Source organism: Stenotrophomonas sp. 89682_Sma (assembly GCF_056481405.1).
Genome location: NZ_CM151147.1, coordinates 2,592,694 through 2,606,712 on the forward strand (window position 1 = coordinate 2,592,694; position 14,019 = coordinate 2,606,712).

General features: G+C 67.1%; 2 protein-coding genes. Both read right to left on the reverse strand.

All coding sequences use genetic code 11. The features are described 5' to 3' along the window. Positions 1-6 precede the first annotated feature (6 nt). Complete coding sequence (locus ACZK29_RS12005; RefSeq protein ID WP_478446056.1) at positions 7-12,393, reverse strand: filamentous haemagglutinin family protein; 12,387 nt, start codon at positions 12,391-12,393, stop codon at positions 7-9. Between the two features lie 406 nt (positions 12,394-12,799). Further along, positions 12,800-13,984 carry a substrate-binding domain-containing protein gene (locus ACZK29_RS12010; protein ID WP_111203581.1) on the reverse strand — a complete coding sequence of 395 codons (1,185 nt, stop codon included), beginning with the start codon at positions 13,982-13,984 and terminating at the stop codon, positions 12,800-12,802. Positions 13,985-14,019 lie beyond the last annotated feature (35 nt).

The following is a 14,019-nucleotide window of genomic DNA, read 5'->3' on the forward strand; positions in this document are numbered from 1 at the left end:
CGGCACCTACCTGCGCTGCGTGCCCTCGTCGCGGCTGGCCTGCGGGAACTGGAAGGCGCTGTTGGCGTCATAGCCGCTGTTGGCCGTGTTGCCACGCGCCGGCGGGTTGATGCTGCTGGTGCCGCTGCCGAAGCCGAGGATCTGCACGCTGATCACTGACGGCTGGTTGCGCCGTGCGTCGTCCTGGCTCTTGCGCATCACGTCCTGTGCGGCCTGGCTGGCACTGTTCGCTGCCGCACTGGCCGATGCCAGCGCATTGACGTTGACCGTGGCCAGCACCGGCAGGCCCTTGCTTTCGCCCTGCACCTGGATGTTGGCAGCGTTGAGCACCTGTAGTGCGGCCAGATTGATGTTGCCCGAGACACGGATGCCGGCCTCGCCCGCATCGATGGTGCCCAGCGGTGCGATCAGGTCGACGTCGCCCGGCGGGACTTCGGGAATCGGGGCCAACGTGGCGAAGCCGGCACCACTGGCCGGTGCCTGCGGCGACAGCAGCACGTTGCCCCAGTTGTCATAGAGCCTGCGCGGTGGCGTGTACAGCAGCGTGGTGCGTGACCCGCGGCCGGCATTGATGTCACCCTGCTCGGTCCAGGCCAGGATGTCACCGCCGAACGCGGTCATGACGCGCGACAGGCCGAGCAGCACGCTGTCCTGGCTGAACAGACGGATATCACCCTGGCCCTGGGTCACCAGGCCGGCGCTTGCCGGAGGCGCCTCGCCAACCACGCCCACCACGATCTGCCCACCGGGCGCCATCAGCTCGATGTTGCCACCGGCCTCGGTGCGTACGCCGGAGCCGCCATACATCACGATGTCGCCGGTGCGATCGATGCTCGCACCCTGTGCGTCCTTGTCCGGCAGCAAGGTGGCGATGGCCTCTCGACCGCGCAGGTAAGAGCCAAATCGCGGCCCGTTCCGATCGTTGTACTCGCGGCCACCTTCGCGCAGTTCGGCGTAGTAGACCTGGCGCAGGAAGATGTGCTGCTGTTCGGTCGGCAACCGGTCGAACGCGGCCAGTGCCTCGGCACCGTCCACGGCCAGGCCGAAGCGCTGCTGCAGCCACTGCTTCAGTTCCTTGTCATAGATCTTCGCCGCCTTGCCGGGCTGCGACGCCAGCGACTGCGAAGGATCGGCCAGGCTGGAGGGAGCGAGGTAACGCGCACGCACGGCGTCGAACGCGATGTGCTGGTTGCCGGCGGTCACCGCGATGCTTGCACCCGGTCGGGTATCGCCCTGGATCATGCCACCGCGGGACACGATACTTCCTCCGTCCTCCTGGCGGAGCTGACGCCCTGCACTGACGTCGACATCCCCTGGCCCGAACACGGTCAGGCTGGTGTGCACGATGTCACGGCCAGCCTGGACCACGGTCATGTCCGTACTGCCATTGTTCATCGCCATGACCGAGCTGCCGAGAATGTCCGTGCCCGCGCGCAGCTGAACCGGCGCCGACACGTCGTACCAGGTGCCGACCGTTCGGATCATGCCCGGGCTGGCACCCAACGTCCATTCGCCGCCAGTACGCAAGCCGATGATGTCGCCACTGCCGGCGTAGAAGCGGTTCGGCTGCCCGCCGCCGACACGCGGCGTACCCAGCATCGGCCGGTTCGGCCCGAACCCGAACAGCGGTGAAACGCTGTTGACCCTGACATTGAGTGGTGCAATCGCGCCGTCCTGCGACAGATTGCTGCGCAGCAGTTGATTTCGGCTACTGCCACCGAAACCGTTGAACGCGGGGTCGAAGGGCGACGGCAAGCGGGCATCCGCGCCCGAGCTGCTGATCATCGGTGCATCGGCTGCAGCCAGGATGGAATTGCCTGCCAGCAGCTGCAGCGTGCTGTTGGCCCCTGGGGCCGTCAGCAGCACCTCTCTCGAAACGGAACGCGAAAGCTTGATATCACCGCTGGCAGCGATGGCCGTCAGGCGCGAGGGATAGATCCGGTAGACGGCGCCACCCACGATGCTTTCCACTCCACCATCTGCCTCTTCCTCCGTTGTTGCCTGCCCGGCAGGCACGATGTCGCCGCCGGCGGAGAACAGACTGACGGTGGTGGAGGGGGTCCACAGCGAGAATCCGGTAGCGCCCAGCAACCGCGCTCCGTCGTCCGCCCTCGCCTCGAACGCATTGTATTGCTGGATCCGGCCGCCATCCGCGACACTGGAAAGGACGACATCCCCACGCGCCCGCAGGTCCGCGACCGCATCGCCCAGCACCAGCAGCGGGCCACCCATCGCAGCGCTGGTACTGGCGCGGAACGGATCGCCCGCGCGCAGATCAGCGCTGATGGTCCGGTAGTCATTGGCCTGCACGACACTGCCACCAATCCGCGCGGCGTCAATGCCGAGATGGCCTCGCAGATTGACCAGCGTGCCGTTGAGCTGCGGGGCCTGGCTGTTGCCGGTCTGGCTCATCGACGTTGCAGCCAGCAGCGGATTCAGCGCGCCAGCGAACCGCAGGCGCAGATCGCCGCCACCGGTCTGCACGAGGCGACCATCATCAACGCGGCCGGTGGCCCCGACTGCCGCGTTGATCGCGGTCGAGTAGCGGGTACCACCGAGGACGCCGAGCGCCTCGCCCTTGGCAGCCGTCACGCCACCGTGGCGGCCCGCCTCGACCTCCAGATTGCCGCCGCCCAGCGTGCCGAGGCCGGTGAATCCGACCATCTTTGGATTGTCCCGGACCGCAGTGGAATTGAACGCGGCGTATGTACCGAAGTTGATCCACCAACTGGTGGCTACCGGCTCGACACCCGTGGTCGTTCCAGTGCCCTGCCGCCACAGCCAGCCCCCGGTCGCGCTGCTGAAGGTTCCAGCGACGCCATTGTCGGAACCGCCAGTGGCAGAACGACTACCCCATGTTGCTCCGGTGACATCACGGCCCGCAATCACGCTCAGGTTTCCACCATGGTCCGGATACCACGCCTGGTAGGCCGCCAGCGCGGCATCATAGTCGCCGGTCGACTGCTGCAGGCCCAGCAGCATGTCACTTGCGCCCAGCGGGCTGCGCACCGACTGGAAACGGGCATCGTGACCATTGCCAAGGGAGGTGGGTGTACCCGCCGTGTACACGCCGAATACCGAACGCATCTGCATGTCCCTGGCAGCCGACAGCTGCAGGTCACCCGTGCCCGTGCGCAGCACGCTCCACATTGCTGTTCCATGCTGCGGCGGCCCCATCGTGGTGACCTCGCGCATCTCGCCCGGCATCACACAATAGCCAGCCTCGGGTGGATTGCAGATCGCCTCCTCGCTCATCCCCACCCAGGGCAGGTCACCGAAGTCCTTGACCGAGGTGCCTTCCAGGTCAGGATCGCCGGCCAGCTCCTCGGCGCCCAGCCTGGTAAACAGATAGGGCGCGTTCACGCAGCTTCCGCCAGCTGCACAGAGTACATCCTCGCTCTTGCCCAGATGCTCTGCCAGCGCCTTGGCGGTCTTGCCGATCCAGCTGCTGTCCACGTTCTCGCGCAGCGCGCCCGCAGCGGTCACCAGCCGTTCCCGTACGAACTTGTTCTGCTTCAGCGCATCACGAATCACGCCGTAGTGTGTGTCGGACAACGTCAGGTCGCCATTGGCACCAAATCGTCGTGCGCGCGGATCGGCGGACTCGGTGTCTGCACCTGCGACCAGGGAGAGATCCCATGACGTGGTGCCCTCAGGCAGCATCTGTGCCAACGCCCAGTTGCGCCCCTGCCGCCCGTCGCTGTCCGAGGGGCGCAGCTTCACCGGCGTGCCACCCGGAAGCTTGACCAGGGCCATCGACGGAATGAGTGCGCCGCGCGGCAACGGCGTACTCGCCGCCAGCCGCAGTTCCGACGGCAACGGCACTCCAGCCGGCCAGGTATGCGCTGCGACGTCGGCTGCACTGCGTAGCTGGAAGCCTGCGGCCAAACGCGAGCCGGCCGGAACCGACAGCGCCTGCGCAAGCACGGTTCCGGCCACATGCACCTGGCCATTGGCCAGCGTCACCGTCGCTGGCAGCACAGTGCCTGCGGGCAGCTGCAGGGCTTGGGTCAGGGTCATCTCGACCGGCAGCGTGGTACCCGCCGGGAGCCGGGTGCCCTGCACCTGGATGGCGTAGTTCAGCACCGATGCGGCCGGGAAGCGTGAGCCGATATCCAGCACCACGCCATCCCCCGGTACCACGATGTCACCACCGAACGGCGTGACGCCCATGGTGGGATCATTGCCCTCGAACAGCTGCCATCCTGCATCGTCCGGGCTCAAAGGCGGCGGTGCGAAGCCATCGTTGATGCTGCCATAGACATGCAGGTCACCCGCAGCACGCAGGCGCAGCGCTCCGGCCTCGCCGAAGCCACGACGTGCCGGATCGGCGCGATTGGCCTGCGGGCCATAGCGATAGCCGGACAGGTCCAGATCGCCACTGACGGTCAGGTCGCCGTCGGGGTTGGCCGCCGAGGGCACGCCAACGATTTCCACGCCCGGTCGCAGGCGCACGCTGCCCAAGGCCGCAAGGCGTGCGGACAGGTCGCCGTTACCAAGTGCGGCATTCATCCAGGCCGCGCTGTCCGGGTCGACGACGCTGTCCAGCCAGGCCTGCGTCACCATCTGCGAACGATGGCCGTTCACATCCGGGGTCGTCGCCAGCGGCGCGCCTTCATAGCGGCGTACGCCGGTCGCAAAGATGTCGCGAGCACCCAGCACCTGCAGGCCGGCCTCGCTGCGGATGGACGCATCGGCGGCGCCGATTCGCGGCATGTTCAGCACCAGCGTGCCGCGCGCGCGTCCATCGTTCTGGCCGGCACCGTTTCCAGCCGCCACATCGGTACCGCTGCGCAGATCGACCCTGGCTGTACGCCCCAATGCAAGCGTTCCGCTGCGACTCTCCAGTTCGACGATGGCGCGGTTCGGACTGTCGATGATGCTGCCGTAGCTGTCCACGCGCAGCGCCGTGCCGTGCGCGTCCAGGGTGCCATCCACCTGCAGGCCGTCCCGCGCCGCAAGGCGGATGCTGCCCACCTGCTCACCGCTGGCGTCAATGCGACCGTTTACCCGCAGCGCTCCGCCATCAACGCTGATGTCGACCTTGCGAGCCTTCACTTCATCACCGATCACCAGGTCGCCCTGCTTGATCTGGAAGCTACGCGCACCGGTCACGCCATCACGTGTCAGGCGCTGGTTCAGGCCACTGAAATCCTGCAACTGCTGTGCGCGTACCACAAGCTCGCCGCTGTCATACGGGACCACGCTGCCGCCGACGTCATGGCGCCCGCTCGCCTGCCCGAGGATCTGCCCGGCCAGATCGACACGGCCGTCGCCAGCCCCAAGCGCGGTGACCGTCAGACGCCCAGCCCGGTTGTTGCGCGCCGAAACATCGATCCGCGACGCGGCATCGGCCAGCACGCTGCCATCGGCAGCCGTCAGCTCGACATCGCCACCCCAACTGTAGTTGTCGACGTCGAACAGGCTGACCTTGCGCCCGGACAGATCCAGCTCGGCCTTGCTTCCCAGACGTACGGAATGCTCTGCGTTGGCGGTCAACCTGCCGGAAGCCAGAGCGAAACGCGTATCGAGCACGATGTCACTGGCACGCAGGTCCAGTTCGGCACCCAGCGCGTCGGCCGCCCTGCCCGCCCCCGCACCGTGCGCAGTGAGCGTACCTCCGGCCTTCACCGACAGCTTCGCGCCGGCTTCAGCAGTGATCAACGGAGCCTGGATGTCGAGATTGCCACCACTGAACGTCCAGCCCTTGCCGGCGACATAGTCCCCCTGTCGCTGGTGGACGTTCAGCGCACCATTGCCGGCAAACACCAGCTCACGCGCCGCCTGCAGGTTGACGCCGGCGAAGCCCAGCACCTGGCGCCCGGCCACCACCTCAGGCAGCGGCTGCGAGCGCGTCGAAGGTGCGAGGCGCAGTGTGTCGGTGATGATGTCCAGCTTCCCACTGCCCAACCGGCCGGCGATGGCCGGCGCCGCCGCTGGCGTCTGCGTACTGCCGAGTGCAGAAGAACTACCCAGCTGCCCTGCCCAGGTCAGGTCCGCGGCAAAGATGCGCGCCCGGTCATTGCTGTCACCATAGCCATGGATCGCGGGCGTACCGAGCACCAGGTTGCGCAGGGTGGGCCTGCCGGTCGCCGCATCGCGGGTATCCAGGTCCACACTGCCGAACACATTGATCGCCTCGCTGGCATTCAGGCGCAGCGTATCCAGCGCCGGCGCACCCGTGGCGGTGTTGCCGCGCAGCAGGTTGGCCAGTACCTGCTGGTTCAAGGTCATGCCCGGCGGCAGTGCGGCGCTGGCCGCGGCCCGCGCAATCGCTTCGGCAGACCCCAGGTTGATATTGCCCACCCCCAGCGCCAACTCGCGCGTGCCATAGGTAGCTCCCTCACGCAGCTGCAGCTGGCCATTGGTGGTCACATTGATACTGCCCTCGGACACCAGGCGGGCCTGACCGGCACAGCTCGCACCCGGACCGCATCCGCCAATGTCGATGTTCACGTTCGTGCCGCCGGTTCCGACCGCGAGCCCCAACAGCTCGGGGCGATCATTGGACACCGCCAGCAGCGCTCCACCCACCTGGTACACGTAGCCGAGGCTGGAGGGCAGTCCGGCGGTACCCAGTCCGAGCGTATCGATGGACGCCCCCGCCTCAACCACGATGCCGCTGCCGCCGCCCACCGCGCCGATCAGGACTTCCGGCGCGCGCAGGACGGCCCCGCTGCGCACCACCACATCCTGGCCAACGCCCATGACGTCGACGATCGATTGAGCCGTCGAGCGCACCCGCGTGTTGAGAGCCAGCCGTGAGGGCCGCAGAGCGTTGAGCGCATCTGCTTCGATCGTCGATCCAACAGGATCGGTATCGGCCTTGCCACCTGCAGCGATGATCTCGAGCGAGCCCAACTGGTTGACGCGCGTGACCTCCACGCTGCCACCAGTGCCTGTGCTGCCGGTGGCCGCCTGGAAGCGGGCCTCGCCTTCGACACGCAGCGCGGACGTGCCCTGGCGTCCGGCCCCGTTGCCCAGCTCAAAGCGAAGCATGCCTGCGTCGACCGTCTGCCAGCCGCGCGGCAGGCCAAGGCGCTGCGCGCTGGCGGCGGTGAACGCGTTGTAGCTGTTTTCGTTGTATCCGGAATGGCGCCGCACGGTTGCAGCCGGGGTCAGCAGCAGGTCGGTCAGCAAGGGCGAGACCGTTCCCGCCAGACTGTCGCTGCGGTGACCCGCCACGCGCCAGGAACCCGTCCCGGTCGGCAGTGCCGTAGCGGAACCGGTCGTAGAGCTCGCCCCCACCTCGACCCGGAACGCGCCGGGTTGCAGTGCGAAACTGGCCGGCAAGAGTGTGTAGGTGCCAGCGGCCAGGCCCGGCACGCCGGCGGGCACGACAATCTGCTGGCCCACACGTGGATCGGCGGTGCCGTCGGACAGGCCCTGCGGCGCAGCGTTGCCGGTGTAGCCCGGCAGGATCGCATAGACCTCACTGCCGGCCTGGCTGAAGCCATAGCGCGGATTGGCTTCGGCAAGGGTGTGGCGCAGGATGTCCACCGAACCACCACGGCCACTGACGAACGCGGCGCCGGTCAGCTCGCCGCCACCGTTCATGTCCAGCACCGCTCCGCGCGCCACGTCGGTCTGGCTGCTGACCACACCGATGCCGACCGGCAACGCGCCGCCGCCCACATTGCGTGGGGCAACGATTGAACCGTCAAGCCGCCACTGGATGCCATCCACCGTGCCGCCGTAGGGCAGGCTCAGACCCGCTCCGCTGGTCGAGGTCAGGCTGCCTGGCAGGAACGAGACCCTGGAAGCAATCGTGTTGCTCCTGTCGGTGCCACCCAGGGTAATGCTGCCCATCGGCGCGCGGACCACGCCGCCCTGCTCGACGGTCGCAGCTGCCAGCATCAGGCTGCCCATCGCCGAGAGCGGAGCTGCAGGCGATGCATCTCCAAGGCCATTGATGCGCAGAACACCGGTCGGATCGTTCCAGATCATGTCTCTGGAAAGCGTGCCGGCTGCGAAACCAGCGCCTATCCGGGCAGACGCGCCGGCGACGGGATAAAGCTGCGCGGCAGTAATTTCCAATCGTTGCGCGGCCAGCAGATCGGCATCCAGCGCACCGGTGCTGGTTGCCCCTTTCAGGAAGCGTACATCGCCGCTGCTATGCAGGGAGACGTCGTCAAATCCGTCCAACGCCACATGATCGCGGATATCGATCAGTTTCGCGCCTGCCTGCAGCCGATGTTGCCGCCCGGTCGCCAGCGGCGCTTCAGCGCTGAACTCGAGTTCGTTGCCGCTGATGGCCGCCAAAGGTGGGTTGGCCAGCTTCAGATACGGCGCGTTCAATCCGATGGTGCTGCCCGCTGCCGCGTCCGGCAGCAGACCGATCGAGCCAGACAGACGCAGGCTCTGCCCCATCCGCAGATCGATGGATTCCTCGCTGCGAACCGCAGCCAACAGTGACAGATTGCCGAACCCGCCGTCGCGGATCTGCTCCACCGACAACCGTGCCTCGCCATACTTCAGTGTGATCGGCCCGGGTGCCACATCGCGCTTCGGGCTGAGGTTGAGGAATCGGGGCACCTGGACGTCACCACTGGATCCCTTTGCATAGACGCCGCCGGTGAAGGCGATACCCAGGGTACCGCCTTGCGCACCTGCACCTCCGGCCGCAGCCTGCAGATCGCCCTGCAGGTAGAGTGCATTGGCCGAGCGCAATACGATCTGCCCACCATCGCTGTCTACCTGCCGCGTACCCTGGCCATCAATATGCAATGCCGCCGTACTGCCGTCGGCCTTCAGCTGCGCGCCCCGCTCGACCACGATGAAGGCGTCCACCGGGCGATCGCTGACGTCGCCGGCGCCTTCCCAGTCCAGGGCGCCGCCAATCTCGATGCTGCCGCCCTTGTGCACCAGACCGCGCAACCGCTGGGTTGAATCCTTCACGCTGAAGGCATCGCCACTGACATCCAGTTCCGCCCCCTTCGCGATGCGGTAGGTGCGGTTGTTGGGCTGCCCGTCAAACAGATCAGCCGCCATGCGCACGTCATCCAGCCGGATCCGTCCGCCGGCTGCGTGCAGGCGCCCTTCCACATCGATGTTGCCCGCGCCCCGCAGTTCAATGGACTGTGCCGGATCAACCTGCACGCTGGCGCCCGCACCGATGCGTAGATCACCGCCGCGGTTGCCGAATTGCGAACGCAGCAGCAGGCCTGCACCGGCCCGTTGGCTGACACGGCCACTCACTGGATCGGCGCTGTAAAGCGGCGCCAGCCACGCCTGCATGGCATCCTCGCGGGTGACTGCCTTCAGCGCGTCGCTGGCCAGGCGCAGGCCCGGCATGACCACCTCGACCTGTGCATCATCGGCAACTTCCAGCCCCTGGTGCGCATTGATATCGTACTGGCTGAAGCCACTGCCGAACAGCGCGCTGCGCAAGGTCAGCACGTCGGCAGCCTGACCGTCGCCACCGATGCGGATATGCCCGCCATCCGTCAACGACAGGCTGCCGCTGCCCTGGCCGAGCGCGCTGATGCGCACCTCCTCGGCCAACGAAAGCCGGCCAGTATCGCCCCTGCCTGTGTCCAGATTGTTGGCCTGCAGGCTGACGCTGCCGCCCTTGCCGATACGCGCCTTGCCCGCGCTGTCCACGCGACCGCCGGCGTCAACGTTCAGTTCGCTGCCACGCCCGACCACCACATCATGGCTGTTCTCCAGCTGCAGGCGACCGCCGTCGCTCCATGCCTGGCCCTGCGGCGCATTGGGGTCCAGCAGCAGATTGCTCCAGCGGCCGGCAAGGTCGATGCGCGCGCCACCGGCAATCTCCACCCGTCCACGCCCGGCCTGCAGCAACGGAACCGCCGGGCTACCCGCCACGGCCAGCAGATTGCCGGCCTGCAGCTGACCACCCGCAATGCCGATATCACCACCAAGCCGGATGTCACTGGCGGTCAGCACCAGCTGCCCGCCATCCTGAAGGCGCAGTTTCCCATCGATGGCGATGCTGCCGGCGGTGGCCAGGTCCAGGCGCCCCCACTGCTGTTCACTCAGCCGGCCCGCATCCAGCCACAGGGTGTTGCGCTGCTGCGCCGATATGGGCGCCTGCAGCGACCACTCCGCCACGGGCAACGCGCCCTCCCCGATCCGCACCTGGGTATCGAAGACCGCATTGCGTCCTGCGCTGTCGTAGCGCCCGAGCCACAGCTGGGCATTGCGTGCCACCGCTGTCTGTGCCTGCGCGTAGCCGTCCTTGCCCTGATCTGGTGCCTTGGCCTGCTGTGCGCCCTGGAACACCCGGGTGTTGATGTCACCCTGAAGCACCGCAGTCGGTGCGGAGATCATCAGGCGGCCGGCATCACGCCCAACGGTATAGCCATTGTCGACCCGTTCGCCGGGCGCCACCAACGGATTGCGGAACGCCTCGCTGACGCCCCAGCGCTGGTGATCGACCTCGAATCCCTTGTACAGGCCGACGTACTGCATCTCCGCCGGCGCATCATCCATGCGGTACAACTGCCCATCGGTGCCGCGCAGCCAGCTCTGCTTGATCACACCGGTCTGCACATCCAGGCTGCCACCGGCCAGATTGATCTTCGACCCGCCGTGGGTCACCACCTCGCTGCCGGACAGCTGCACGGTGCCGCCCTGGGCCGCCCACTCACCGATCGAGTGTCGCTGGTTGTCCAGATAGCCGCCCACCTCCAGCAAGCCACCACCGGCATACCAGCGCTCGGCGGCGTGGCCACCGGTACCTGCGGCCACACGCTGCAGTTCGCGACGATCGATCCAGACCTCGCTGCTGATCAGCGTTCCACTGTCGCGGTTGTCGGGCGAATCGCGCAGTTCGTTGCCCTGTACCTTCACCTGCACGTTGTTGCTTTCCATCGCCACGCGCACACCGACTGCGCCGGAGACATCGACCTGCGCGGCGTTGCCCACGTAGCTGCGGCGCGCCGAATCACCAACCACCTGGCCACCGGTGGCGAGGGTCAACGAGCCATCCTTGAAGTTGATGTCACCACCGGAGACGATCTCCACGCGCGACTGGTCACGGCGGTCCTGCAGCCGCGACAGGTTGTCGAACGAACCTGTGTTGCTCGCGGCGCGCAGGGCATCCTGCTCCGCCGACGCCTTGATCAACGCATCGCGCTGGGTGTCCAGCACGGTGCTCTTGCCATCGTCCTCGATCAGCACCGCCGTGGTCGCACCCGAGTCCAGGGTCACCTGTCCCTGACGGTCGCTGATCGCGTTCAGCAGATGGATGGTGCCGCGCTGGGCCAGCGTGGTCGTGGCGACAGCAACGCCGGCCTGCTCGACCCTGCGGCCGGCCAGGGTGATGTCGCCCTCGCGCGCCTGGATCAGGCCGCTGTTGCGCACATCGCCAGCGCTGCTTCCCTGCACGAAGCGCGGCGCGATCTCGTTACCGGCCGTGGTCGAGGCAGTGTTCTGCGCGGTGCCGACGCCGCGGCGGATCACGAAACTATCGCCCGCCGCCAGCTGCGTCTGGCCCTTGCGCGTCTCGATCTGCCCCGCATTCTCCACGCTGCTGCCGGCCAGCAGCACGTAGCCGCCGCCGCGGGTAGCGCTTGAAGGTTCGTGGGTGGCGATACGCGCCCCCTGCTCGACCATCACCTTGCCAAAGGCCTCGCTGAGCGCGGCGGTATTGCTGTCGGCACTGAACAGGCCGTTGTCGCGGAACTGCCCATCACTGATCCGTGCCGCCGCGGCGACAAGGTTACGGACGTTGACCTGGCTGTTGTTGCCGAACACCACGCCGTTGCGGTTGGCCACGAACACCGTGCCATTGGCCTTCAGCTGGCCAAGGATCTGGCTGGGCCGGGCGTTGGGATCGTTGACCCGGTTGAGCACCGCCCAATCCGGGTTCTGTTGGAAGCTCAGTGTGGTGTTGCCACCGATGTTGAAGGTCTCCCAGTTCAGGATCGCCTTGTCGGCAGTTTGCTCGATGCTGACCTGGATCCGCCCATCGCCGCCCTGGGACTGGATCGCATCGCGTGCATTCAACCAGCCGCGGGTCAGCGGGTTCTCATCGACGTTCAGGCCGTCCTTGCCCAGGCCATCGGCGACCACGAAGCCCGCATCGCGTCGCGCCAGCCGGGCCTGTTCCTGCAACCGTTGCTGCAATGCGATGGCCTGCGCCGCCGTACCGAGGTTGTCGATGGACTGCTGCAGCTTCTGGCGCGCGGCGTCCTGCTGCTGGGCAGGCAACTGGAACTGGATCGGCGCGCCGTTGGGCATGCGGCCACTCTGCGCCGCAGCACCCTGGGCCGCGCCGCGGTCCGCGAACCAGCCCGGGCTGAACGCCTGCTGGGCCTGGCTGGCGGGGGCGACCACCGTACCCAGCGCGACCGCGACGGCCCACGCCATCGGGTGACTGCGGCGCAACATGGACGGGCGGGAAACGGTCGTGAGCGGATGCGACATCTGGACCTCGTCAACCTGATTGGGCGGCCGCAGCCGCATCACTGTCTGATGGATGGGGCGATCGGTGCCCTGCCCCTGTTAGACGAGGCTGAAGGCGTGAAGCCGACATCAAGAAGGCGTTCGCCACAATGAAAAAGGCGCCGACAATGGCGCCGGCGCCTGTTCAACGCGTTTCGCCAACATCGCCACATCACGGTCGACCGATGCCGGCGCAGGTGCTGGGGTTGTTCAAGCCCGTCGGCACGCCCGCCACGGCGAACCGGCGACGGATGGCTTCGGCCCAGATGGAGGCCAGTGGAGCGAACCGATGCGCACTGACTGCCGCATCGTTGCTCCTGGCGTCAGGACTGGCACGCAAGAAGGCGCCGGCCTCGCGGCCGGCGCCCATTTCAGTACAACCGCTGGATCAGCGACCGACGCCGGTGGTGCAGGTGTTGGCGTTGCTCAGGCCGTTCGGGGCCGAGGCGGCCACGAGGTTGCTGGCGATCGCTTCACGCCAGACCTGGGTCAGCGGGATGAAGCCATGCGCGCGCACGGCGGCATCGTTGGTGCCGGTGGCGCCGAGGTTGTAATGCGCTTCAAGGAAGTTGCGCACGGCGGTACGCGGCAGGGCGGTGCGGTAGCACTGGCCGAACACCAGGTTGGTGTAGCCGGCGATCGGGTAGCCGGCCGACGGGTTGGTGAACACCGGGACCCACTTGGCCGGGTTGGCGATGTCGGCAGCGGTGGACGGCGGAGCGATGGTGTTGAGGGTGGCAGCAACGCTCACTTCATCCGGCGAGTAGCCCTTCAGCTTGGCAACCTTGGTCGCGTCCTTCAGATTCGGGATCACGTCCGGGCCGACATAGCCGATGCGGCCGTCAGCGGCATACACGGCATTGAACAGCGCGGTGCCACCGGTGGCCGGCGCGGCAACGAAGTTCGCCGGCACGGTGGTGAACAGGTTGGCGAAGGTCGACTGCACCGAGAACGCCGGCACGCCGTTGGTCAGCTTCAGGCTGGTGCCCGAAACGTCAGCCGCCTGACAGGCGCTGGCCAGGAAGCGGGTCAGCAGTTCGCTGGTGCCGCTGCTCTCGCCACGGTAGACAACCTGGATCGCGCCGCTGCGGCTGGCGTCAATGCTCGACCAGTCGGTGATCTTGCCCGAGAAGATGCCGCAGGCCTGCGCCACGGTCAGGTCAACAGCCGAACCGGCCTTGTTGAACGGGATGGTGACCGAGGTGGCGACCGACGGCAGCTGCAGCAGGGGGCCGAACTTGGTGGTCGAGGTCGGGGTGTTGTAGGCGGCGTTGTACGTGTCGATTTCGGTCTGGCTCAGCACCGAGTCGCTGCCGGCGAAATGGACGTTGCCGGTACCGTTCGGGATGAACAGCGCGATCTTGTTCTCCAGGAACGCCTGCTTGCCCTTGCCCGAACCGGTCACGGCGTAGCTGAAGTTCGACGGCAGGATGCTGTCGGCCTGGCCCTTGTACAGATCAGCCGGCAGCGAGGCGCCACCACCGTTGACGAGGGCCTGCTGCGCCGAAGCGGCACCGGCAGTGGCGAGCAGCGCGGTAGCAACCAGCGCGGCCAGGGTCTTGTACTTGTTCATGATCTTCTCCTGAAGGGTTTACTGCGAAGGGAAAC